Source organism: Paenibacillus phytohabitans, assembly GCF_013141775.1.
GTDB classification, from domain to species: domain Bacteria; phylum Bacillota; class Bacilli; order Paenibacillales; family Paenibacillaceae; genus Paenibacillus_AQ; species Paenibacillus_AQ phytohabitans.
In genome coordinates this window covers 1-23086 of record NZ_WHOB01000018.1, presented here as the reverse complement: position 1 = coordinate 23086, position 23086 = coordinate 1, and the positions used below count along the sequence as shown (strand labels likewise).

24 protein-coding genes are annotated in these 23086 nt (G+C 51.8%); 18 read left to right on the top strand and 6 right to left on the bottom strand.

What is annotated here, in order from left to right:
- Positions 1–103: 103 nt before the first annotated feature.
- On the bottom strand, positions 104–751 hold the full coding sequence (fsa, locus tag GC101_RS05120) for a fructose-6-phosphate aldolase (RefSeq protein WP_039298111.1): 648 nt from the start codon (positions 749–751) through the stop codon (positions 104–106).
- Positions 752–989: 238 nt separating this feature from the next.
- Between fsa and GC101_RS05115 the strand changes: the two genes are divergently transcribed.
- Together GC101_RS05115 and GC101_RS05110 are read left to right on the top strand one after the other, a co-directional pair.
- Positions 990–1433, top strand: a complete 444-nt coding sequence (locus GC101_RS05115) for a hypothetical protein (RefSeq protein ID WP_171716391.1) — start codon at positions 990–992, stop codon at positions 1431–1433.
- Complete coding sequence (locus GC101_RS05110) at positions 1417–1971, top strand: macro domain-containing protein (RefSeq protein ID WP_171716390.1); 555 nt, start codon at positions 1417–1419, stop codon at positions 1969–1971. The genes GC101_RS05115 and GC101_RS05110 overlap by 17 nt, the downstream gene beginning before the upstream one ends.
- A 61-nt stretch (positions 1972–2032) precedes the next feature.
- On the opposite strand, the gene GC101_RS05105 is transcribed toward GC101_RS05110, so the two are convergent.
- Positions 2033–2230: a periphilin-like transcriptional regulatory Lge1 domain-containing protein gene (locus GC101_RS05105; protein ID WP_171716389.1), complete on the bottom strand. Its 198-nt coding sequence runs from the start codon at positions 2228–2230 to the stop codon at positions 2033–2035.
- A gap of 72 nt (positions 2231–2302) precedes the next feature.
- Here GC101_RS05105 and rpiA point away from each other — a divergent pair, with 72 nt between their 5' ends.
- The 7 genes from rpiA (at position 2303) to GC101_RS05070 (ending at position 9715) form a co-directional block, all read left to right on the top strand.
- Positions 2303–2983, top strand: a complete 681-nt coding sequence (rpiA, locus tag GC101_RS05100) for a ribose-5-phosphate isomerase RpiA (protein WP_171716542.1) — start codon at positions 2303–2305, stop codon at positions 2981–2983.
- On the top strand, positions 2952–3458 hold the full coding sequence (locus tag GC101_RS05095) for a VanZ family protein (RefSeq protein WP_246354179.1): 507 nt from the start codon (positions 2952–2954) through the stop codon (positions 3456–3458). Before rpiA ends, GC101_RS05095 begins: the two co-directional genes overlap by 32 nt.
- Positions 3459–3594: 136 nt before the next feature.
- Positions 3595–4035 carry a GNAT family N-acetyltransferase gene (locus GC101_RS05090; protein ID WP_076245501.1) on the top strand — a complete coding sequence of 147 codons (441 nt, stop codon included), beginning with the start codon at positions 3595–3597 and terminating at the stop codon, positions 4033–4035.
- 211 nt (positions 4036–4246) lie between these two features.
- Positions 4247–4699: a MarR family winged helix-turn-helix transcriptional regulator gene (locus GC101_RS05085; protein WP_171716387.1), complete on the top strand. Its 453-nt coding sequence runs from the start codon at positions 4247–4249 to the stop codon at positions 4697–4699.
- Positions 4696–7854 carry an MMPL family transporter gene (locus GC101_RS05080; RefSeq protein WP_171716386.1) on the top strand — a complete coding sequence of 1053 codons (3159 nt, stop codon included), beginning with the start codon at positions 4696–4698 and terminating at the stop codon, positions 7852–7854. Before GC101_RS05085 ends, GC101_RS05080 begins: the two co-directional genes overlap by 4 nt.
- Before the next feature lie 170 nt (positions 7855–8024).
- Positions 8025–8585, top strand: a complete 561-nt coding sequence (locus GC101_RS05075) for a sigma-70 family RNA polymerase sigma factor (protein ID WP_343049609.1) — start codon at positions 8025–8027, stop codon at positions 8583–8585.
- Positions 8582–9715 (top strand): DUF4179 domain-containing protein, encoded by a 1134-nt coding sequence (locus GC101_RS05070; protein ID WP_171716385.1) that lies wholly within the window; start codon positions 8582–8584, stop codon positions 9713–9715. Before GC101_RS05075 ends, GC101_RS05070 begins: the two co-directional genes overlap by 4 nt.
- 83 nt (positions 9716–9798) lie before the next feature.
- Here the strand turns inward: GC101_RS05070 and GC101_RS05065 are convergent, their stop codons facing one another.
- A complete protein-coding gene (locus GC101_RS05065; RefSeq protein WP_171716384.1) occupies positions 9799–10473 on the bottom strand; it encodes a tetratricopeptide repeat protein in 675 nt (224 codons plus the stop codon).
- Between the two features lie 240 nt (positions 10474–10713).
- On the opposite strand from GC101_RS05065, the gene GC101_RS05060 reads away from it, so the two are divergent.
- The 3 genes from GC101_RS05060 (at position 10714) to GC101_RS05050 (ending at position 12836) form a co-directional block, all read left to right on the top strand.
- Positions 10714–11715, top strand: coding sequence for an aldo/keto reductase (locus GC101_RS05060; protein WP_171716383.1), 1002 nt, complete (start codon positions 10714–10716; stop codon positions 11713–11715).
- 315 nt (positions 11716–12030) lie between these two features.
- Positions 12031–12393, top strand: coding sequence for a hypothetical protein (locus GC101_RS05055; protein WP_039298134.1), 363 nt, complete (start codon positions 12031–12033; stop codon positions 12391–12393).
- Between the two features lie 284 nt (positions 12394–12677).
- Positions 12678–12836 carry a hypothetical protein gene (locus GC101_RS05050; protein WP_171716382.1) on the top strand — a complete coding sequence of 53 codons (159 nt, stop codon included), beginning with the start codon at positions 12678–12680 and terminating at the stop codon, positions 12834–12836.
- Between the two features lie 152 nt (positions 12837–12988).
- On the opposite strand, the gene GC101_RS05045 is transcribed toward GC101_RS05050, so the two are convergent.
- The 3 genes from GC101_RS05045 to GC101_RS05035 all read right to left on the bottom strand — a co-directional run bounded on the left by GC101_RS05045 (position 12989) and on the right by GC101_RS05035 (position 14516).
- Positions 12989–13891 carry a manganese catalase family protein gene (locus GC101_RS05045; RefSeq protein WP_171716540.1) on the bottom strand — a complete coding sequence of 301 codons (903 nt, stop codon included), beginning with the start codon at positions 13889–13891 and terminating at the stop codon, positions 12989–12991.
- 103 nt (positions 13892–13994) lie between these two features.
- Positions 13995–14300, bottom strand: a complete 306-nt coding sequence (locus GC101_RS05040; protein ID WP_171716381.1) for an HNH endonuclease — start codon at positions 14298–14300, stop codon at positions 13995–13997.
- Positions 14301–14303: 3 nt separating this feature from the next.
- On the bottom strand, positions 14304–14516 hold the full coding sequence (locus GC101_RS05035) for a hypothetical protein (protein WP_039298136.1): 213 nt from the start codon (positions 14514–14516) through the stop codon (positions 14304–14306).
- 326 nt (positions 14517–14842) lie between these two features.
- On the opposite strand from GC101_RS05035, the gene GC101_RS05030 reads away from it, so the two are divergent.
- From GC101_RS05030 to GC101_RS05005, 6 genes are all read left to right on the top strand, one after another.
- Positions 14843–16204 (top strand): ABC transporter substrate-binding protein, encoded by a 1362-nt coding sequence (locus GC101_RS05030; RefSeq protein ID WP_171716380.1) that lies wholly within the window; start codon positions 14843–14845, stop codon positions 16202–16204.
- A gap of 121 nt (positions 16205–16325) precedes the next feature.
- Positions 16326–17279, top strand: a complete 954-nt coding sequence (locus GC101_RS05025) for a carbohydrate ABC transporter permease (RefSeq protein WP_171716379.1) — start codon at positions 16326–16328, stop codon at positions 17277–17279.
- Positions 17276–18139: a carbohydrate ABC transporter permease gene (locus tag GC101_RS05020; protein WP_039298142.1), complete on the top strand. Its 864-nt coding sequence runs from the start codon at positions 17276–17278 to the stop codon at positions 18137–18139. The genes GC101_RS05025 and GC101_RS05020 overlap by 4 nt, the downstream gene beginning before the upstream one ends.
- Before the next feature lie 84 nt (positions 18140–18223).
- Positions 18224–19951, top strand: coding sequence for a cache domain-containing sensor histidine kinase (locus tag GC101_RS05015; protein ID WP_171716378.1), 1728 nt, complete (start codon positions 18224–18226; stop codon positions 19949–19951).
- 14 nt (positions 19952–19965) lie between these two features.
- The gene (locus GC101_RS05010) at positions 19966–21333 is read left to right on the top strand and encodes an ABC transporter substrate-binding protein (protein WP_171716377.1); all 1368 of its coding nucleotides are present in this window, start codon (positions 19966–19968) and stop codon (positions 21331–21333) included.
- Between the two features lie 21 nt (positions 21334–21354).
- Positions 21355–22950, top strand: coding sequence for a response regulator transcription factor (locus GC101_RS05005; RefSeq protein WP_171716376.1), 1596 nt, complete (start codon positions 21355–21357; stop codon positions 22948–22950).
- Positions 22951–23086 lie beyond the last annotated feature (136 nt).

Here is a 23086-nt window from a genome sequence, read left to right as displayed (position 1 = left end):
TCACAACAAGCAAATTGGTCAAGGCATTTGCGGGACAGCAAACAACAAAAAGCCCCGCTCCGCGTTCGCGGAAGGGGGCTTAAACTAATAAACCGTTATAATTTTAAACTTGCGGCACTTTCTCCCAATCCTTCAGGAAACGCTCAATACCGTTGTCTGTCAGCGGGTGCTTCCAGAGGGAAGGCAAGAGTGAACCAGGGATGGTAGCAATATGAGCGCCGGCAATAGCTGCTTGCTCTACGTGGGCGATATTGCGGATGCTGGCTGCAATGATTTCGGATTTCAGGCCATAGTTAGTGAGAATGGTCTTCAGATCCTTGATCAGCTTCATGCCGTCAACGCCGATATCATCCAGACGTCCGACGAACGGGCTAATATAAGTAGCTCCCGCTTTGGCTGCCATGAGGCCTTGAGCAGCGGAGAATACGAGCGTAACGTTAGTTTTGATGCCTTTCTTAGTCAGTTCATAACAAGCTTCAAGGCCATCTTCAGTCATTGGCAGCTTGATTACGACGTTCGGAGCCCATTCAGCGATTTCGTAAGCTTCCTTAAGCATTTCTTCCGCTGTGAGACCGATAACTTCGGCGCTGACCGGACCGGGAACAATCGCCACGATCTCTTGGATAACATCTTTAAACAATCTGCCTTCCTTGGCGATCAGCGACGGGTTCGTCGTTACGCCATCCACTAATCCGAGGCGGGTAATACGTTTGATTTCCTCAATATTTCCGGTATCCAAGAAAAATTTCATTTCCAGGTATCCTCCCTTGATTTCGTATGGATTGACAAATCAGTTTGCTCCACTTCATTATGAGACATGCCACGGGAAGTTTCAACTGTTAATTTGAATATCTCAAAATAACTTTATAGATGAAACGCTTAAATAAACATTTCTTGCCTCTGGGCCATTCCCGGCAGACTTCTCTACATGATAATATAGAAACGGTATTGTCCATTTCATGCGATTGGCGGTGAAGGGAATATTTACTTTGATTGGAAGTGTGGTGCTGTTTCTGCTGTTCGCCGCCGGAATTATTGCCTTTCAGAACAGCAGAATGCTTGCTGAACGGGAGAATGATTCATCCAGAGCCTATACCGGCCATTTGATGTATTCTGTATATCATCAGACTTTCTCTCCGAATGAGGAGTTGCCGGAAGCAGTCCCTTTATTTCAATTCACGCTGTTTGACGGGGCGGACGGAGAGTCCTTCATCACGCATGCGCTGTGCAGGGTTGCTGCCGGACGGGGCGAGATGGTGTTGTCCGACGCGCAGAATTATATGCTCAGCAATCTCCGCCAGGCCGCGATGCAGGGAGTCCGGTTTGAACATTTATCTTTTCCGGGCAAGGCTGTCCGCAGGGGGGAGAAGGAATTGATTAAAGCGCTGGAGACTGCGGCGAAACAGGAGGCCGAACATGCAAATCACAGTTAATAATGTAGTGATTTCAGTAAGTGAAGGCGATATTACTGCCTGGCAGGGTGAGATGATTGTGAACGCATCCAACTCAGGCCTCTACGGCGGCGGGGGAGTGGACGGGGCGATTCACCGGGCGGGCGGACCCCGGATTGCAGAAGAATGCGCTGTAATCCGGCAGAAGCAAGGCGGGATACTCCCCGGACAAGCCGCGGTAACGACAGCAGGGCTTCTCCCGTTCCGGGGAGTCATTCATACCGTAGGACCGATTTGGAAAGGGGGCACTGCAGGCGAGACGGCTATTTTATCCCAATGTTACCGCAGCAGCCTCAGTCTGGCATGCTCTAACGGAGCACGGAGTGTCGCCTTTCCGAACATCAGTACCGGAATCTATAACTTCCCCAAAGAGCTGGCCTGCAAGACGGCGCTGGGTTCAGTCGTGACTTATGTGCGTGAACGGACATCAGCGGAGCTCCCGCTGCAGCGGATTGAATTTATCTGCTTTGAACATGACAATGCCATATTATATGAGGCCATGCTCAAAGAATATAGCTGAGCTGACAGTGTAGGCCTGCCTGCTGATCTGTTCGGGCTTACATATTGTCCTTAACTATCCGTTAGGCGTGATATTTACCCGTGGGTGCGTTCAGTACCCATTCGAGCATCATCATCATATCTTCCAGCCGGGTCAGCTGGACATTCAGCGCTGCCCGCTGCGGATCTTCGGCAGACAAGGGTGCCAGCCGCGACTCCAGAGATCTGCGCTGAAGCGTCAATTCGTTGATTTTGGATTGAATCTGATTTTCGGTTCTCATCCGGAATCCTCCTGGTGTGCATTATTGTACTTGGTTCATTATAACGGATAACATGGGGGTAATAAAATGAGTATCAATGTTAAGCAGCTGGCAGCAGAGAAAGCCGTCGAGTACGTACAGGACGGAATGAAGGTAGGGCTGGGTACCGGTTCTACGGCTTACTGGGCCATCCGCAAGCTGGGTGAACGTGTTAGTGAAGGGCTGAAGATCACGGCAGTGGCTACCTCGCAGGCTTCGGAGGATCAGGCCCGTGAGCTGGGAATTCCGCTGGTTGCTTTTGGCGACGTGGATTCTCTGGATCTGACCATTGACGGTGCGGATGAGCTTGATGGTGCACTGCAGCTGATAAAAGGGGGCGGCGGCGCGCTTCTCCGCGAGAAGATTGTTGCGATGGGCAGCACCCGTATGATTGTGGTCGCAGATGAGAGCAAGGCCGTGACCACACTTGGCAAATTCCCTCTGCCAGTTGAGATCGTGCCGTTTGCCTGGGAGTGGACTGTCGCTGACCTGGCCAAGCTTGGCTGTAAGCCGGAGCTGCGCCGCAGCGCCGGTGAGCTGTATAAGACGGATAACGGCAACTATATTGCCGACTGCCGCTTCGAGGCTATTGACTCGGCTGCTGATCTGGCGCTTGCCCTCCAGCGTATTCCGGGAGTCGTGGAGCACGGGCTGTTCATCGGCATTGCCGATATGGCAGTGATCGGCAAGAATGACGGCACCATTGAAATCATTGAAGGTGAGAGCAATCTCTAACACGCGTAAACACCGCCGGAAAAGAAAACCGGCGGCAAATAGACAGAAGCTGCCCCCGGGGCGGCGGATACTGGCCTGGCTGCTGCTACTCATATACAGTGCAGTGCTGATCTACTGGATGTTTCTCGGCTTTGGACGGACGCTTCAGACAGAGGGGCCGCTGCGCTACAATCTGGAGCCGCTGCGCACCATGCGTCTGTATTTTGATATGAGTAACGGAGTGTCTTACTCGGGGCGGCTGGTTAACCTGCTGGGTAATGTGGCCGTGTTTGTGCCTTTTGGCATCCTGCTGCCTCTGGTTAGCACCGCTTACCGCTCAGTTCTGCGGTTAACGCTAGTATCAGTTCTATGTATAATAGTCCTTGAGCTAATGCAAATGCTGCTGCGGGCGGGCAGCCTGGATATTGATGATCTGCTGCTTAACCTGCTGGGGGTATGGGCGGGATATGCACTGCTGCGGCTGGTGCGGGGATAGGCGGAGGCTGCTCTGAACCTTTGATCTCACCGGCAACAGGAGAACCTTCTCCACTTAAGCATGTGCTTTCGAAGCAGGCTTGCAGGAAGCCGCTTAATGGTGGGAAGTGCTAAACAAACTTTTAGGAGGTCATATAATGTTGATTGATTTGAAGCCGCTTGTCGGAACCCCTGAGGTGAACGAACTGCTGGCTTATGCGGTTATAGATGATCCGGATGCGCTGGAGCGCACGTCGGCAGAATACCGGGAGCAAACGGCACTGCAGCTATGCGGCTGGGAGGAGGAAGGGCTGCTGCTCGGCCTCACCGGCTTTGAAGAGACTGAGGACGGATCGCTGGATATCCGCCATATTGCAGTGCTGCCGGAGAACCGGGGCAAGGGCTATGCGCGGGGGATGATTCTGGAGCTGGTGACGACCCGTCAGCCGCGTTATCTGGTGGCGGAGACCGAAGATGAGATTGCCGCGGATTTCTACCGCAGCCTTGGATTTATGGTATACAGCCTGGGCGAGAACGCAGCCGGAATCGAAATGTTCCGCTGTGTGTACGAGGTTGAAGAGACCGAGGACGAGGAGTAAAGCGGAAGGCTGGCCTCAACGTAACAGAACATTACTGACAGATTATAGGGGAAGAGAACAGCCATTCAGCACTTTACGGTGCAGGGTGGCTGTTTTTGCGCTGGAATGTAAAATTCATGATCAGCGGTTGACTTTTTAAGAATAGGACAATATAGTTTTACTGTGAAACTGTTCTACACGTGAACTATTATTTCGTAAAGGAGGAACCCGCATGAAAAAGGATGCAGAGGAATGGATCAACCGTTACGTGGACGCTTATATGGTTGTGACCAGGCAGATTAATGCCAGACTCAGGGATATTTTTGGCGAAGGGCTGACGAGTGACCAGTTCCTGATTCTCCGGCTGATTGCCGGACAGGAGAAGTGTACCTCCACCTATTTGGCTGAGGCAGTGGCGGTGGGCAAGAGCTCAATTACGGCTATCATCAACCGGCTGGACGAAGCGGGAATGATTGAGCGGACCCGTGATGAGAATGACCGCCGGCAGGTGTATCTGACGATGACGGAGCATGGCAAAAGTGTCTACAGCACTTCTGAGAAGCAGATGCAGGAGGTCATCTCCCCCTACTTGTTCCACTTCGAGGATCACGATATCGAGCGGTTCATTACGATGTTTGAGAAGCTGGCATTTCTGATGCAGGAACCAGGAGGTAGAAACAATTGAGAACCGTTTTAAAAGCAAGATGGGCAATTATCGCTATATGGCTTGCGGTGGCAGTAGTGTTATTCCTGACCGCCCCGGCTATGTCCGATCTGGTACGGGAGAAGGGGCAGATCTCGGTCCCGGCAGGATACACTTCGTCAAAGGCCGCCGAGATCATGAAGGAAGTGGCAGAAGCCAAAGGCGGGGAAACGGTACATCAGGTTGCGCTTGTGTTCAACAAGCCGGAGGGCCTGCAGGCTGCAGACACCGAGAGTATTAAGCAAGGCGTTGAGAAGCTGGCCGCGAATAAGGCTTCCCTGAATCTCAGTGCGATCACCGATCCTTTTACACAGCCTGAACTTAAGGATACCCTTATTGCTAAAGACGGCAATACGATCATGGTTGCTTTGTCGGTGCAGGGCGGAGAGGAAGAGGTTAAAGAGCTGCCGGCCAAGGCCGGGACATTGCTGGGTGATGTCACCGCTGATCACTATATGACCAGTGAAGGGCTGATTACAGAAGATACGATTGCCAGCTCGGAAGCCGGGCTGAAGAAGTCGGAATACATTACTGTTGTCTTTATTCTGCTCATTCTGTTCGTTGTGTTCCGCTCGTTCGTAGCGCCGTTTGTGCCGCTGCTTACCGTGGGGCTGAGTTATATTGTGTCACAGTCGGTTGTGGCTTTTCTGGTGGACCGGTTTGATTTCCCCCTGTCCACGTTCACACAGATATTCATGGTCGCTGTTATGTTCGGGATCGGGACGGATTACTGCATCCTGCTGATCAGCCGGTTCAAGGAAGAGCTTGCCCATTCCGAGGATACACAAAGTGCTATTATCTCTACTTACCGTAAAGCGGGCGGTACCGTATTCTATTCAGGGCTGGCGGTGTTCGTCGGATTCCTGGCGATCGGCCTGTCCAAATTCATGCTGTACCGTTCAGCGGTCGCGGTGGCTGTCGGGATTGCCGTGATGCTGCTGGCGCTCGTGACGATTGTACCGTTCTTCATGGCGGTGCTGGGTCAAAAGCTGTTCTGGCCGTCACGCGGCAAGCTGGAGCACAGCGAGAGCCGGATTTGGGGGGCGGCAGGCTCCTTCTCCCTGAAGAGACCCTGGGCTGCGCTGCTGATTGTGGCAGTCATCGTTGTGCCGTTCCTGCTTACATACAGCGGGAAGCTGAGCTTCAACAGCATGGATGAAATCGGCTCGGATTACGCGTCGGTCAAAGGCTTCAATATTATCTCGGAGAGCTTCGGTCCGGGTGAGTCGATGCCGGGCAAGATTGTCATTAAGAATGATGACCGGATGGATACGGCTGAATATATGGGCCTGGCCGAGAAAATCAGCCGTGAGCTGGAAAAGGTGGACGGAGTCAAGGCTGTACGCAGCATGTCCCGTCCGACCGGGGAGCAAATTAATGACTTCCTGATCCCTACCCAGGTCGCTACGCTCGCCGACGGGCTGGATCAGAGCAATGAAGGCTTAACCAAAATTCAGAGCGGGCTTGCAGAAGCAAGCGAGCAGCTGAAAGAGAATGGGCCTAAACTTACAGAGGCCGCATCCGGGAGCGCCAAGCTGACGGAAGGTACAGCTGAGCTCAAGGAAGGCATCGTTGCGCTGGGTGACGGCCTGTCGCGTATTGAGAACGGCATCCGCAGCGGATCAGCCGGTGCCGGAGAGATTAAGGCCGGCCTCGCGCAGGCGGCGGCAAGCGCGAAACAGCTGGCAGCGGCCAATACCGCGCTGCTCGAAGGCTACAAGAAGATCGGCAGCGGCCTGACGGCGCTGGATGGAGGGCTTGCCGGCCTGCAGACACAGCTTCAGGGTGTTGCAGATGCACTGACAGGTCTGGAAGGCTCCTTCGCAGGACTTGAGACTGCATATCCGGAGCTGCTGCAGGATATCAATTACCAGACGATCAAAGGTACAGTGACGCAGAGCGGCGCTGGAGCTGCAGGGCTGGCCGGAGGGCTGGGCCAGATTTCAGCCCAGCTCAAAGGTGCGGCAGCGGGCCTGAGCGAAGCCAATGCCGGTTATGCCAAAGCGGCAGCAGGCCAATCCGCGCTGGCGAAGGGGCTGGATCAGCTGGTGGCCGGTATCGGGCAGCTGCAATCCGGCTTGAATCAGGCAGCAGACGGACAGGGGCAGATTGTCGGCAAGCTTCCGTCCATCACCAGCGGGCTGGATCAGCTGCAGGGCGGACAGCAGCAGCTCGCGGACGGTTTCGGTGAGCTTACAGGCCAGCTCGGCCAGCTGACAGATGGTCTTACCCAAAGTGCGGATGGCCTGGGACAAATTACTGGCGGCCTGAGTTCCGCACAGGATTACCTTAAGCAGATTCAGGATGCCAAGGATGACGAGCTGAGCGGGTTCTTCGTACCGGCAGAGGCGCTTGAAGCTGACGGCATTCAGCAGGTATTTGATACTTATCTGTCGGGAGACCGCAAGGTCATGACACTGGATGTTGTATTCGCTGAGAATCCATACAGTGCTGAAGCCATTGACAGTGTCGGGGATATCCAGGCGGCAGTGGACCGCGCCGTGGCCGGAACGAAGCTGGAGAACGCGGAGACAGCCATGAGCGGCGTGACCAGCACCTACAGCGATTTGCAGAAAATCTCTAATGAGGATTACACGCGGACGGTAATTCTGATGCTGGGCGGTATTTTCATCATATTGGTGCTGCTGCTCCGGTCAATCATTATGCCGCTGTATCTGATTATCTCCCTGCTGATTACCTACTTTACGGCACTTGGCGTAACGGAGGCGATCTTCGTCCATCTGCTGAACTATTCCGGGATCACCTGGACGACTCCGTTCTTCAGCTTCGTCATGCTGATTGCCCTCGGGGTAGATTATAGTATCTTCCTGATGGCCCGGTTCAATGAGAATAAAACATGGGATGTGCGTGAAGCCATTCTGCATGCCATGCGGAATATGGGAACGGTAATTCTGTCAGCCGTTGTTATCCTGGGCGGTACCTTCGCCTCGATGTATCCTTCAGGGGTGCTGTCGATGATGCAGATTGCCACCGTGGTGCTCTCGGGTCTGGCCCTGTACGCATTGCTGTTCCTTCCGTTCTTCGTGCCGGTAATGGTGCGGCTGTTCGGGCGGGCCAACTGGTGGCCGTTCAGTACGGCAGCTGCAGAGGAAAAGCCGAAATCCCTGAATCTCTAAGGTTCAGTATTATCTGATAGGATACAATAAAGAGCAGGCTTCCGGTTTAATGGAGCCTGTTCTTTGCTGTTTACATAAGAAGAGAAAATAATTGTTCGTACTGAGGTAACCTTATGCGCCTGTGCTTCATCTAAACAGATATATACAACTAACAAGCGGGAAGCAGCAGCATCCCGAAGGAAGGGAGGAGATCTACCCTGGATACCGTACAAGAGGATCTGGTCCAGCGTGCACAGGCAGGCGACAGTGAGGTCTTCATCCAACTGGTGAAGAGTCTGGATAGGCGGATGTACAGTATGGCGAAGTCCATGGTCAGGAATGACGAGGATTGTGCGGACGCCATGCAGGAGACTGTACTGAAGGCATTTAGAGCAATCTCCGGATTGAAAGAGGCGGCATATTTCAACACTTGGCTGTTTCGTATTCTGATCAATGAATGCAACATGATTCTGCGCAGAAGGGACAGGGTTGTAGTCATGTCCGATCCGCCGGAGAGTATAGAGACCTCTTCTTCATCCGCAGAAGATATGGATCTGCGTCAGGCCATCAGCGGGCTGGAAGAGGTATCGCGTACGATTGTTAAGCTGCATTATTATCAGGGATTGAGGCTTCAGGAGATTGCAGAGCTGTTTGAGCTGTCAGAGAGCGCAATCAAAACCAGACTGCACCGGGCCAGAAAAACCTTATATCAATCTCTCGCGCAACCCGTAGAAAGGAAGGTGAACGAATGAGTCAGCAGCCATTGGAGAGCAGGCTGGCAGGTCTCAAGGAAGAGAGTCTTCCTGAACTGCCGGAAGTTGTGCACACACGTATGGAGGAAACTTACCGGATGATCGTTGAACGGGATGAGGCAAGCTTGGAGGAGGCTCCAGACAAGGACATCTCCAAACACAGGAGTAAACGTAGCTGGCTGTTCCGGCTGATGATTAGTGCCGCATCTGTGGCCGCCGGGCTGGTGATCATTGTTAGTCTGGGGTTCATCTCTCCGGCAATGGCAGAGACCCTGAAACAGTTGCCGTTCATGGAAAGTGTATTCAGACTTGTAGGGGATGCCGGGCTTCAAAAAGCAAATAAAGCAGGTCTAACCACAAATATTCAGCAGAGCGTTACTCAGGACGGGACGACGATCAGTGTTTCGGAACAAATGTATGACGGAAGCCGCTTGTCATTGGTGCTTACCCGTATTCAGGCAGACGGCGGTGACAAGGGGAAATGGTTAGATTTGACCCGTATGGGTGAGGAAGCGGGAGGAATCAACAATATTGAGTTTCGGGTGAACGGAAAATCGGTGAATACGGGAAACGCCATGGCTTCGGGAGGTACGGGAGCACCTGACTCTGTCATCGTTACAGCACTGAGTGGGGTTAATCTGCAACTCCCTGAGCAATTTGATCTCACCATGTTGGTCTCTATTAATGGAATTGATCAGCCATTCCGCTTTGAGTTTCCGGTGAGCAAGAATACTTTGGGCGATCTTGTGCTTGTTCCCGGAGAGGTCAAGGTACATGACCATATTCATTTGCGGGTCACGCGGCTGGAACTAAGCCAAACATCGACCCGGCTGCTAACTGAAGTTACGGGAGACCCCGGAGCGGATATCAAGGCTATAGAGGAAGCTATTCCAGATAAATACAGGCAACAGGGGAGTTTCATTTTTTGGTTCGAGCTGTGGGATGGGCAAGGGCAAGAGGCTGTTATGGTAGATGGCAGCAGTAGCGGTAACCGGCATACGATATCACAGAGCAGTGTCTTTGAACCTTTTGAGAAGAGGCCGGAGAGTATCATAATCAAACCTTACGTCTGGAAAGACGGGCATAAGCTTTATATTCCTGAACTTGAGATAACGGTTCCTGTAAAATAACACAAACAACCTCCGGGGCACGGTAACGTGCAGCAGCCGGAGGTTGTTTGCGGTAAAGGTCCTGTATTATTATAGTCTGCCGCTCAGCGCAGCTTGGCGAAATAACTGCGCAGCGCCCAGCCGCGTTCCTGCCGTTTCTTGTATTTGGGTAATGAACGGTAAATGGCAAGCGATTCGGCAAAAGCACGCTTGGCATCTTCCCCGCGCCCCAACGCCTTGTACATGGAACCTGCCAGATAATAAGCTTCGCTGGAGGAGGTCTGAATCTCCTGGAATTGGCTCACATAGTAGAGGGCCTTGTCGTGGTCCGTATGCCGGAAGGTTTCGGCGAGCCGAAGGTAGGGCTGCCCGTATTGCGCCCTGCGGTTGATCTCCAGTCCCTTGAGCATCTGGGACTCTCCTTCGGAGAGCAGTCCGAGCTTCAGGTTCGCGTATCCCAGCTCCACCCAATACTCAGCCGATGTTTCGTAACGGTCAACAATTGCTGTCAGAAGCTCCTTGGACTCGCTGTAGCGTTTGCGCTCTGTCAGCAGCCGGGCCAGATCGAATTTGGCGGTTACATCATTCGGGTTCTGCATAATGGTCGTCCGCAGTTTGGAGATCTGACGTCTGCGGCGAAGGGGCTTCGTAACGCTGGGAAAAATCCCGACATAACGGCGGTCCAGGAAATACAGTACGACAAGCAGGATAATCAGGGCCAGAAATGGATTGCCTACCAGCTGGGACAGCAGCAGATAACCGAAAAAAAGTTTAAACATGAATTCCCTCCGTTATGGTTGTGTTTATGTAAGCTTCCTGCAAGAATTAGAGCAGTATGGCAGGGCAATTATACCATATCCTCCTTTTTTAAGGCCATGGCCTTATTATGCAGTGTTAATGGCACGATAATTGACAGCCTGTAGGGTAAGACTTAAGCTTTGTGTACAGTTATATTGTCTCATAGCTATATAAGCTCTTACATATTGTATTCAATTAATTCTCTGAGAGAAGGATGAAATATGGAGACACTCGCAAGCAAGGTCAATTTACGCCCGCTGGGGCAGTCAGATTTATCCGTATCGCCGCTTGGACTCGGCTGCTGGCAGTTCAGCCGGGGACGCGGCATTGTAGGACGCTATTGGAGTAATCTTACCGATACGGATATTCTGGAGATCGTGAAGATCAGCCTGGAAGGCGGCATGAACTGGGTTGATACGGCAGAAATCTACGGAGGGGGCAAATCGGAAGAGGCGCTGGCTCATGTGCTGGATCAGCTCCGGAAGGAGGGCAGTCCGCATGCCGCACCGCTGATCGCTACCAAGTGGTGGCCGCTGCTGCGGACAGCCGGCTCGATTACCGCAACGATTGACCAGCGTATCGCCTGTCTGGGAGGAAGAGGAATTGATCTGTATCAGATACACCAGCCGTTCTCCTTATCCTCCATTGCCAGCGAGATGAAGGCCATGGCAGGACTTGTGCGGGCAGGCAAAATCCGTTATGTAGGCGTAAGCAACTATTCGGCCAAGCAGATGGTTGAGGCACACCGGCTGTTGAAAACCTACGGGCTCCCGCTGGTATCCAATCAGGTCAAATACAATCTGCTGCACCGCAATATCGATCAGAACGGGACTCTGGCCGCTGCCAAGGAGCTGGGAATTTCCATTATCGCCTACTCTCCATTGCAGCAGGGCATCCTGACCGGACGCTTCCACAAGGATCCGTCGCAGATTGCTGCAGTCTCCCGGATCCGGCGGATGCAATCGGGTCTGGACGATGCCAGTCTGACCCGCAGCAAGCCGCTGATTGATTCTCTGGGTAAGCTGGCAGAGAAATATGAGGTGACACCGGGCCAGGTAGCCCTTAACTGGCTGATTCACTATCATGGCGACACCGTAGTCGCCATCCCGGGAGCATCCAAAGCCCGCCATGCCCGGGAGAATATCGGAGCGATGGCCTTCCGGCTAAATCCGGAGGAGCTGGAACTGCTGGATGAAGCGTCCTGGGCAGCAGTGAAGAAATAACGCGGAATTAGGGGCGTTTTAGCTGCATTTCGTACAATTAAATCAACTGATTATCGATTGACTGGGGGGTTAACTGTATTTCGTACAGCTAAAACCCCTTCTTTCGTTAAATATGGACTTTCGGCCATTTTTAATTGTACAGAATACAGCTAATCCGGCACATTCCGTTTTTTGCTACCTTTTAATTGTATGAAATACAATTATCCGCTGTTTGGGACTTCTGAGAGTTCACATACATAATCAGGCAGGTGCGGGTGCTGGCTCTTTCTGCGTAGGACATGTTGAGGGCTAATCAGACCGAGGGAGTGAACTAGAATGAATGAGAAATGCTGGGTAGTCGTACAATATCCCTTGAAAAGCATTAAAGGGAGCCAGCGCGATGAATGGTTGAGGGATAAAGTAACGGAATATCTGAATAAATACTTGGCTGATGCTGAACTGGGCTATGTGGATGGTTATGAGTTGGGCAAAACGGTGTCAGACCCGCATCAATTTGTGCTTAACATCTTTTGTGTCGTTACAAATGAACAACGGGGTATGGCTCTGATCAAAAAGGTATTAAGAGAGCATAGGCTTGATTATACCCGGATAAAAATGGCCACGATGCCCTTTGAGGGCGGAGGAACCTATACGCTGAAATATGCCTCTAAGAAAGGCGTGACTGATTTTTCGTTATAATGTCTTCATCCTATCATGAATAATGTTATTAGGTGACGGATTGCATGCGCGGGTGTTTGGAGCACATCATTACAGGTTGTTCGCTGCTCTCCTCCATTAATGATGTTAATACAAAGATAAGTCTCAGCGGCGGACCCGGACTTTATTTTTCAAGTCTGGGTCCGCTATTTCCATTTTTCTGAGATAAAACTGTTTAGGAACTGAAAGAGCGGGTTATATAAGGGATAAGATATTTCGCACTCACGCAAACTAAGGTGAAGATTACAGAAGGAGGTTGAACTTCAATGAGTATGAGCGTACATAATCTTATGGCTTTTAATCATCAGTTTTTTAGACCTCAGCCCGTTCTCAATCCTAAGCCGCAGAGATCAGAAGACAAAGTCCAGAGCTTCCAGGAAGTTCTCAATGAGAAGCTCAGTGCCTATGGCGATATGAAGAAATGAATCTTTACTAGGAACCACCAGATGCAGAATATATCGCAGCAAACTATAGAACCAGCAGAAGCAGGTGCCTTCCATCATAGGAAGGCACCTGCTTTTTTTGCAATATTTATCTGTTTAACTCTTCTTGCTTATGATGGTTAAACCTTCAATTCCTATTCTCTAATGTTGGCTGCTGACTGCAGACGTGCTGCAATAGCCAGAAATTCCTCTTCGGAGAATCCCGGTGCGAATTCTTCAGGTACTTCAGGTGCATCGGGAACCGGGGATCCCTTAGGCGAGCCTTCGATGACTTCAAGCGGCTGGCCATCCTCGGGATGCGGTCCCTTCCAGATCTGCTTAATCGCCGTGAAATCACCCTCGCTGTTCGTGTACAGCTTCGTGTGCAGTCCGCGTGATTCGTATTTGCGTGTCTCGTTGAAGGCTTTGTTGCTGAGGGAAGGGATGGGGACGAGTTTGCTTACATCAACTCCCGTAGCCATCTCCAGCGCTTTGGCATAAGCCACGACATGGACTCCGCCGCGGACGAGCAGATAGCCTACTACTTCACGTGCTGCCGGATGATCCGTTAATTCGTACACCTTCATTTTGTGCGCACGGGCTCCGCATTCCAGGAAGAAGTTGTGCAGCAGATCGAGAATCAGGTTCCCGCTGTTGAACACATATTCCCCGCTCCAGGGACGGCCCATCGAGTCAAAAGGCATAGACGACTGCGCACCGCTGAGCGCAAAATAAGTGTTTCGCGCATCTTTGAAAGGTTCAAGCGGAGTCTGATCCGGGTCCTTGTACGATGTCGATCCGAACAGGCATTTATTGACCGCATGTGACACCAGCTCTACATGCCCCAGCTCTTCGGCAGTGATGCTCGTAACGAGGTCATAGAAGGGCTTGAGCTTTTTTTTGCCGCGGAAATTGAAGGACTGGAACAGATAGTTGTTCAGAGTCGACATCTCGCCGAATTTACCGCCCATCAGCTCTTGAACTGCAGCCGCGGCATTCGGGTCTGGACGCTCTACTTCGGGAATCTCAATGGCAATTTCGTCAAAGCGCTTGAACATAAATGCACCTGCCTCACTATAGATTGTGGTTAGCCTGTCGGCCATTCTCCGCTCTATAGTGTCTCTATAACAGGCAATCTATTCATGCCTAATGCGAGGCGGTCTAACGTCCGCCCCGCACATGCTTGGATTTGCGGAGCCTGGGCTCGGAACCTGGCGGCTGCCTGGTAATCCATTTGAGATAAGCGGCAATCTGTGAATCACGCCTCAGGTTGTCCAGCGTGGTCAGGTTGAGAACAACCAGATCGCTGTTGGTATACAGGGCATGAATCTGCCGGTGGCAAGCCTTGCAGAGAAGTGCGGTAGGCAGCAGCGCTCCGCCTTTCTCCCGGGGAGTCAGATGATGGACGGTGGTTGCGAGAGGGGAACGGCCGCATAGCTCACACTTGCCCAAGGCTTGTTCTTTCATGGGCTACGGCCGGACTTCGAAGAATTCGCAGCGGCTGCGCGAATAATAGGTTAAATCGCTGACCCGGGACTGGATTACAACATCCGAGTCTGTGAAACGGACCACCGTCGCACCTGAATTCACCAGATGGTCATCCTGGAATACACGGACGGGCAGCTTGCGGTCAATCGCTTCCTGCAGATCGCTGTCGGTCAGCAAAGGACGGTTGATGGGCATGGGATAATTCTCCTTTATATCGGGATAACTGCTGTACAGCAAATATAATTAGTATACCTGGGTCCACGCTTCAAATCCACTTCGGCAGCTTCAGTCACCGGACTTCCACCGAGAACAGCGGATGAGATGAAGAAATCTGGGACAACAGCGGCCGGAAGTCCAAATGTCACCGCAGTGACGATGAAGCTTCAAGTTCAAACTTAAGTGCGTCTTATATAAATCATAAATATTTCCACCATAAACCGGGAGTTTGCCTCCTCAAAAAAAACATCTGCCTACTGTACACTAAATCTTGTAAGAGAAACCTTTGAGAGGGGTACAGAGGAATGAAAAAAGTAAAAAACCTGGCGCTGACGCTGGTTTCCATCATGCTCATGAGTTCGCTCGCGGCATGCGGAGGAAACAACAACGGCGGCAACAAGGCTGCAGAAGGTAATACAGGCGGCAACGCAGCAAGCACTAATGCACCGGCAACTGAAGGGGCTAATACAGAGCCAGCAGAGAAGGTGGAGCTATCCTTCTGGACACTGGGCAACGTGAACTATGAAGAGCTGGCTACTGAATACACTAAGGAACATCCGAATGTAACCATCAAGGTACAGAACACCGGTGACCAGACGGCCCACCACAACAACCTGACCACAGCGTTGTCGGCCGGTTCGGGCGCACCTGATATTTTCCAGCTTGAAATCGGTTTCATGGAACGCTTCCTGGGCGCACAGGACAAATTCTACAACCTGAACGATCTGGGTGCCAAAGACATCCAAGCCAACTATCTGGACTGGAAATGGAAACAGGCTTCTTCTATTGACGGCAGCTTCCAGCTTGGACTTCCGACAGATATCGGACCTACTGTAGTCTATTACCGTACCGATCTGGCTGAAGCAGCCGGCCTGCCAAGCGATCCTGAAGGGTTCAGCGCTGCGATCGATACCTGGGATAAATTCGCTACTGTAGCCAAAGTCTTCAAAGATAAAACCGGCAAATACTTCTCCGATCTGACGGATCTTACGTACAATGCGCTGCGTGACCAGTCTGCTGACGAAATCTACTTCAGCAAAGCTGACGGAACCTTCATCGGCGACACCAATCCGCAAGTGAAGAAAGCGTATGACTTTACTGTAAAAGGCATTCAAGAAGGCTGGATCAGCAATGTTATGCTCTGGTCGCCTGAATGGGGCCAAGGCATGAACGACGGTTCGTTCGCAGTGGTTATGGGCCCGGCATGGATGGCTGGTAACATCAAGAGCAACGCACCTGATTCCTCCGGTAAATGGAAAATTGCCCAGCTTCCTGAAGGAGCCGGCAACTGGGGCGGTTCATTCATCACCCTTCCTAAGGAAGGCAAGCATTCGAAAGAGGCTTATGATTTCATCCAATGGCTTGTTAACAAAGACAACCAGCTGGAATCCTTCAAGACCAAAGGTCTGATGCCTTCTATCCCTGCACTGTATGAAGATCCTGCATTCGTAGACTTCAAGGATGAGTTCTTCGGCGGTCAGCAGACAGCTGTTGAATTCGGTAAAGCGGCTAACCGCGTTAAACCGGTATACTACGGACCGCTGCATGACCAGACGGATACCTTCTTCAAGAATGCGCTCAAGAACGTACTTGAGAAGAAAGCTGATCCGGCAAAAGAGTGGGAAGATGCTGTAAAGCAGTCGAAAACTCTTGCAGAGCGCGGCTAAATTCCTGGTGACGCTAATCTTAGTCTATTGAGGAAGACGATTCCTCAAATGTCCGGATTCACGGAGAGCTTCATCCTCTGTGAGTCCGGATTTATATTTACGAATTCACTGGAGGTGTGACATGGCTGAGCCCGTATTAGCGAGTCCGCATGCCGAGAGCAAACGTCCTTTTTTGACCGAACAAAGACGGAGCCGCTTCACTGCGTATACATTTATTTCACCGTTCTTTATTCTGTTCTCGATATTCGGACTGTATCCGATCTTCTTCACATTCTATTTATCGTTCTTCAAGTGGGATGCACTGGGTCCCATGAAATACGTGGGCTTCAAAAACTACGATCTGATCACCAGCGATCCGACCTTCTGGATCTCATTCAGCAACACGCTGATCATGGGCCTGATGGGTACTGTGCCGCAGGTGTTCCTGGCGCTGCTTCTGGCTGTGCTGCTCCACTCGGGCATGACCCGGTTCAAAAAGACTTTCCGCATTCTCTATTTCATGCCGAATATCACTTCCATCGTTGCCGTTACGCTCGTATTCAGCACCTTGTTCGGTAACAACGGAATGATCAACTGGCTGCTGGGCGGAATCGGTGTAGAGAGCATGGCGTTCAACTCCGGCTGGTGGGGAGTCAAAATCGCCATTTCAACGATGGTGATGTGGCGCTGGACGGGCTATAACGCGATTCTGTTCCTCTCCGGACTGCAGAGTATTCCGATGGATCTGTATGAATCTGCCCGGATCGACGGGGCTAACCGCAGACAGCAGCTGTTCTCCATCACCTTGCCGCTGCTTAAGCCGTTTATTATTTTCGTAACCCTGCAATCGACAATTGGTGCCCTGCAGCTCTTCACAGAGCCGTATGTCTTCCTCGGCCAATCCGGAACCGGATCTACCCGGCAGGAAGGTATCACGATGGTTACCTATTTGTATAGCGAAGCATTCCGCAACGGATTCTTCGGTACTGCGGCGGCTACAGCAGTTCTGCTGTTCCTCGTTACGATACTGTTCTCTGTCCTGAATATGCTGATTTCCAGAAGCGGCAGCAGAGAGACTGGAGGGAAAAAAGCGTGAGCACACTTCGTATGTTCAGAAAAAAACCGGATGATCTCGGCTTTTTCGGCAAGCTGGGCTTCTATTGTCTGCTGATCCTCGGGGCACTGGTCTCTATCTTCCCGTTCTATTGGATGTTCGTCGTCGGTACGAATGACAAGGGAGCTGTGTTCCATGTACCGCCGCTATTGACGGTTGGAGACCAGTTCTTCGACAACTTCAAGCGTGTGCTGGAAAAATCGGACTTCTTCCAGGCGCTCGGCAACTCGCTGTTCGTATCGTCTATGGTGACGATCTCGGTCGTGTTCTTCTGTACATTGGCCGGTTATGCGTTCGCCAAATATGAATTCCCGGGTAAAAATATGCTGTTTGTATTCGTAATCGCTACACTGATTGTTCCGCAGCAGCTCGGGGTATTGCCGACCTATGTTATTATGGCTAAGCTGCATTGGATTGACAGCTTCAAGGCGCTGATTGTGCCGGCGATGGTTAATGCCTTCGGGATTTTCTGGATGCGCCAGTACATATCCGCTGCGGTTCCAACCGAGCTGATTGAAGCCGGACGGATCGACGGAGGCGGGCACTTCAGAATTTTCTGGAAGATTGCGGTGCCGGTAATTACACCTGCAATGGCTACACTGGGTATTCTCAACTTCATGACCGTATGGAATGATTTCTTCTGGCCGCTGGTGGTGCTGAAGAACAAGGAGCATTATACAATACAGATTGCTCTGCAGCAGCTGTTCACTACCCGTGACGGTCTGGATTATGGAATGATTATGTCCGCAACCTTCACGGCAACCTTGCCGCTGCTCGTCGTATTCCTGCTGTTCAGCCGCTGGGTTATTGCCGGTCTGACCTCAGGCGCTATCAAGAGCTGATGAACTGTTATTGGCTGTAACAGGAAATATAGAATGCTGTGAAGAATAATAATGGACAGAGTCAGCAGGAGGAAGGGACCATACATGAAGCTCCGCCGCAAGATCTTGTTCGCTATTATTCTTCTCGTATTCATTCCCGTGATCGTTATGGGGATTGTTACGTATGTCAATTTCTCCAATGCCATGGAGAAGAAATCAAGCAATTTCTACTGGATTTCACTGCTGGAGACGGACCGCAAGCTCAAGTTCGCGCTCAGCGAGATTTCATCGATTACCAATTCTGCGATCACGCAGCCGGCGATTCAGCAATCGCTCAAGCAGCAGAACTTTGTGCTTACCTATGACCGCAAGCAGGAGATTAACAATCTGCTGATCAATCATCCGATGGTCACATCCTTCAGTCTGTACGGTAAAGACCGGCTGCTGTATCAATATAATGCGCCGATGTCTTTTGCCGATATGCACAAACAGGTCTGGTTCGGAGCGATGGAGAGCGCTGAAGGGCGTCCCGTCTGGTCCGGTCCCGGAGAGAACGGCTCGGCAAGCGCGGGCAAACCGGTGCTGGTACAGGCCAGAGTCATTAAAGATTATTATTCACTGGAGGATATCGGCTATCTGGTTGTGTATGTCAAGCCGGATTTGCTCGATCAGATCTTCTGGGAAGCGGCGACCCTGAAAAAAGGGGATATTCTGCTGGTGAACAAGCAGGGCAATATCGTCTTCAACAAGTCCGGAGAGTATATTGGACAAAGGACGGATTTTCCTTTTTTGCAGGAGAATTATACCCAGGAGCAGGACTATTACATTGACAATTATCAAGGGGAGCGGTCTCTGATCACTTTCCTGCCTTCACATAATACAGACTGGTATCTGGCCGCAATTACCCCGATGAATCTGATTTCATCGGAATCGGTGTCCATCCGCAATATCGCCATTATTCTTGGGATGGTATCGCTGCTGTCTGCTTTTCTGTTCGACCATTATTTCATCCGCAGGCTCGTCCGCAGCATTAACAGTGCGGTGAACGGGATGAAGCGGGTCAAGCAGGGGATATTCATGCCGATCACGGTGCCGCTCCGTGCCAATGATGAGAGCGATTCGCTGATCGACGGCTTCAACCGGATGAGCTCGCAGATCAATGAGCTGATCGAGCAGGTGCAGACCGAGCAGGGGCGCAAGAAGGAAGCGGAGATGCAGGCGCTGATGGCGCAGATTAACCCGCATTTCATCTATAATTCACTGGAATCCATTAATTCGATGGCGGTGCTGGCCGGCAACAAGGATATCAGCAAAATGGTCATCTCGCTCGGCAGGCTGCTGCGCATCAGCATCAGCCAGAATCAGGAGCTGATTCCGCTGCAAATGGAGTTCGAGCATGTCCGCCACTATCTTGATATTCAGAAGTTCCGTTTCGAAGAGAAATTCTCTTATGAGCTGGACCTGCCCGATTCCCTGAAGATGGTGATGACCCAGAAGCTGATTGTCCAGCCAATCGTAGAAAACGCTTTATATCATGCCATTGAGCAGATGGAGGAGCATGGAACCATTACGGTCAAAGCCCAGGAGAACGGCAAGGATATCATTATAATCGTCAAGGATAACGGGCCGGGCTTTGACCTTGCGGTGCTGATGAGCCAGTGGAACAAGGAACGGGCCAATCTGAGGAAATACAGCGACAGCGGGGTGGGGCTGAAGAATGTACATGAGCGCCTGAACATCCGGTTCGGCAATCCTTATGGCATTCTGGTCTGCTCATCCCCCGGCTTCGGATCAGCGGTTTGTATCCGCATTCCGAAGATTCAGCCATCATGAGAAGGAGAAACGGAATGAAGGACCAGCGGAACGTTGCGAGATGGTTGACCAATTGGGGGTGGATTCTGCTCTACATCGTGCTGATGTCCGGTGCGGTCTGGTTCATTATGCAGGAAGACCGGGAGCCGATTGAAGATAACTCTCCCGAGAAAATCACCTTGACCTTCCGGCACTTCTGGAACAAAGAGCATGACCGGCCGCTGCTGGCCATCTTCGAGGAGGTTGTGCGGAGCTACCAGGAGAGCCATCCGAACGTGAAGGTGAACTTCGAAGGACTGGATCAGAACATTCACCGGGAGCAGAAGCTGAAGAGCGAGATGGTGACGGGTACGCCGCCGGATATGTTCGTTTTGTTCGGCGGGGCGGAGATTGAGCCTTATGTCCGTTCGAACCGGCTGATGGATCTGACCGAGTTCACGGACATGAACGGATTAAGCAATCAGTTCAAGGACCTGCATCTGTGGACCTTTAACAAACATATTTATGGCCTGCCCATTGAAGGCAATGCAGAGCCGCTCTATTACAACAAAACCATTTTTCATAAGCTTGGACTGGAAATTCCGGAAACAGTGGCGGAACTGGACGAGACGATTGTGAAGCTGAAGCAGGCAGGCTATATCCCGTTCGCCCTGGGGAATGAGGACCGCTGGCCTGCCGGGATCTTCGCCCATTACTTAATGGACCGCTATGCCGGGCCGGAGCTGATTCAGGAGCTGGTGACAGGCGAGAGTGAAGCCGGATTTCAGAACAGCGGCTATATGAAGGCCTTCCAGCATCTGAACCGGTGGATCGGCGAGGGCGCTTTTAGCAGCGAATCCAACGATACGTCAACCGAGAATGCAGTGCGTCTGTTCACTGACGGGAAGGCGGCGATGTATCTTAACGGTAACTGGGACATCAATCTTTTCTCAGGCCAGACAGCTCCGGCGGAATTCCAGAATCAGGTGGGTGTGATTCCGTTTCCGGCGCTGGTCAAAGGGGCGGAGCCGTCGATTGCCGGCGGCTACACCATGGGAATCGGGCTGTCATCGAGCCTCACCGGTGCGAAACGGGAAGCTGCGCTGGAGCTGATGAAAGGCTTTTATACCAAGGAAATCCAGACGCGTATTGTGTACGAAGGCCTGAGAATACCCTCGATGCGGATTGCCTTCGATCCGGATAAGACCGGACCGGTATTCGCTCAGGTGATGGAGCTGATGGAAGAGAGCCACCAGAGCTTCGTACCCTACGATAATCTGTTGTCTCCTGAAGTGAAGAAGACATTCTTAAGTGTGATTGAAGAGATGATCGGCGGAGGAATGCAGGCCGATCAGGCTCTACAGGAGCTGCAAGACGCGTCCAAGCAATACTGGAATCTGATCCGGAGCTCGGACGTTCAATAAAGCCTGGGGGGGTGCAATAAAATGAGTGAGCATCAGGAGAAATATAAAGTATTGCTCGTGGATGATGAGCCGATTATTCTGCGCAGCCTGAAGGTTGCGATTCCTTGGGAAGAGCTGGGTTTGACTATTGTTGGTGAAGCGAAGAACGGGGAGGCCGCTCTGCAGCTGATTCAGGAGACTTCACCGCAGATCATCATCAGTGATATCCGCATGCCGGTCATAGACGGGATTGCGCTGATGAAAGAGGTGCTCCCGCGCAGCTCCAAGCTGATCTTCATCTTCATCAGCGGGTACGGCGAGTTCGAGTATGCCAGGGAAGCTTTGCGGCTCGGCGCGTTTGATTATCTGCTGAAGCCGATCGATCATGAGGAACTGGCGGTCATGCTTGCCCGGGCCAGAGAACGGCTCGACCGCCAGAAGGAGAATGAGCAGCTGATGCTCTCCGTCCAGACCTTGTCGCTGCTTGCCCGTGAGCGGATGCTGGCCGAGTTCACGCTCGGCAATCCGCGCCCGCTGCAGCATCTGAAGTGGCTGGAGAACAGTGAGCTTGAGGAAGAATATTTCATGGCCGTTGTCCGTCTGGACGACTATGCCGGCCTCACGGCCAAGTGGAGTGCAGAAGAGAAGCATCTCTGGCTGTTCGCGGTCCGCAACATTCTGGAGGAATGGTCGCTGGAGAACGGGGCGCTGTCGATCTTCCCGTTCTATAACGGGGAATGGATCCTGCTTTTCCCGGCCGCCATCAGCACCGGCAAAAGAGCGCTAGGTGAACAGCTGATCAACGGCATCAAGAGATACTCTAAGCTGAACTGCTCTGTGGGCATCAGCCGCACCACCCGGGGGATAGATCAGTTAAGCACGGTGTATCCCTTGGCCGCGCAAGCCTTGTATCAGCGTTTCTATTCCGGTCAGGCGGGCGTGTTCATCGAAGAGGAGACTGCGGCAGCCGGCAGCCGTGAGGTGAAATATCCCAAGGAACTGGAGCTCTCGCTGATTGAGAGTATCCGCACATTGAACCTGGAGCGTATGCTTGCCCTGTTTGATGAAATGTCTGTCTTCATAGAATCCCAGGCCCTGCCGCAGCAGCTGGCGGAACGCCTGATTATTGAGATGAGTGTGGTGCTGTACCGGCAGTTCGAGCATCTGAACACCCATGGTGAATGGTCGGTTGAAAGTCTGTTAAGCAAGCTGCATGGCCTTGGAACACTGTCGGATATGATTGAAGTGCTCAAGGCGGAATTCCGCGAATGGCTGCAGCAGAGTCACAGTACGGCCGTCCGCGAAGACGGACGCAGCATCATTGAGAAAGTCAAACGGTACATTGAATCCAATTACCATAAGGATCTCAGCATCGAAGAGGTGTCCGAGGTGGCCGATCTCAGCATCAGCCATTTCTGCACCCTGTTCAAACAAATCTCGGGCTATACCTTCCTGGAATTCGTCACTCACTGCCGGATGGAGAACGCCAAGTACATTCTGCAGAACAGTGCGGTGAAGGTCTATCAGGTAGCTCCAATGGTCGGTTATCAGGACCCGCGATATTTCACGCAAGTGTTCAAGAAGGCCACGGGCAAGACGCCAACGGAGTATCGTGAGGAGCATGTGAAGCAGGCTTGATGCAGCGGGGCGGCTCTAACTGTAAAGAGTAGATAAGGAAAGATAGGAAGTTGGAACGTAGGAACATAGGCATATAAGAATATAAGCATAAGGACGAGCACAAGCACTTTGGGCACCTTCGGGTGCTTTTTTTTAT

Bases quoted from the DNA above. Each gene is read 5' to 3' on its own strand.
- fsa (WP_039298111.1), bottom strand. From the start codon at position 751: ATGAAATTTTTCTTGGATACCGGAAATATTGAGGAAATCAAACGTATT.
- GC101_RS05110 (WP_171716390.1), top strand. From the start codon at position 1,417: ATGCAAATCACAGTTAATAATGTAGTGATTTCAGTAAGTGAAGGCGAT.
- GC101_RS05105 (WP_171716389.1), bottom strand. From the start codon at position 2,230: ATGAGAACCGAAAATCAGATTCAATCCAAAATCAACGAATTGACGCTT.
- GC101_RS05090 (WP_076245501.1), top strand. From the start codon at position 3,595: ATGTTGATTGATTTGAAGCCGCTTGTCGGAACCCCTGAGGTGAACGAA.
- GC101_RS05085 (WP_171716387.1), top strand. From the start codon at position 4,247: ATGAAAAAGGATGCAGAGGAATGGATCAACCGTTACGTGGACGCTTAT.
- GC101_RS05070 (WP_171716385.1), top strand. From the start codon at position 8,582: ATGAGTCAGCAGCCATTGGAGAGCAGGCTGGCAGGTCTCAAGGAAGAG.
- GC101_RS05065 (WP_171716384.1), bottom strand. From the start codon at position 10,473: ATGTTTAAACTTTTTTTCGGTTATCTGCTGCTGTCCCAGCTGGTAGGC.
- GC101_RS05060 (WP_171716383.1), top strand. From the start codon at position 10,714: ATGGAGACACTCGCAAGCAAGGTCAATTTACGCCCGCTGGGGCAGTCA.
- GC101_RS05055 (WP_039298134.1), top strand. From the start codon at position 12,031: ATGAATGAGAAATGCTGGGTAGTCGTACAATATCCCTTGAAAAGCATT.
- GC101_RS05050 (WP_171716382.1), top strand. From the start codon at position 12,678: ATGAGTATGAGCGTACATAATCTTATGGCTTTTAATCATCAGTTTTTT.
- GC101_RS05045 (WP_171716540.1), bottom strand. From the start codon at position 13,891: ATGTTCAAGCGCTTTGACGAAATTGCCATTGAGATTCCCGAAGTAGAG.
- GC101_RS05040 (WP_171716381.1), bottom strand. From the start codon at position 14,300: ATGAAAGAACAAGCCTTGGGCAAGTGTGAGCTATGCGGCCGTTCCCCT.
- GC101_RS05035 (WP_039298136.1), bottom strand. From the start codon at position 14,516: ATGCCCATCAACCGTCCTTTGCTGACCGACAGCGATCTGCAGGAAGCG.
- GC101_RS05030 (WP_171716380.1), top strand. From the start codon at position 14,843: ATGAAAAAAGTAAAAAACCTGGCGCTGACGCTGGTTTCCATCATGCTC.
- GC101_RS05025 (WP_171716379.1), top strand. From the start codon at position 16,326: ATGGCTGAGCCCGTATTAGCGAGTCCGCATGCCGAGAGCAAACGTCCT.
- GC101_RS05015 (WP_171716378.1), top strand. From the start codon at position 18,224: ATGAAGCTCCGCCGCAAGATCTTGTTCGCTATTATTCTTCTCGTATTC.
- GC101_RS05010 (WP_171716377.1), top strand. From the start codon at position 19,966: ATGAAGGACCAGCGGAACGTTGCGAGATGGTTGACCAATTGGGGGTGG.
- GC101_RS05005 (WP_171716376.1), top strand. From the start codon at position 21,355: ATGAGTGAGCATCAGGAGAAATATAAAGTATTGCTCGTGGATGATGAG.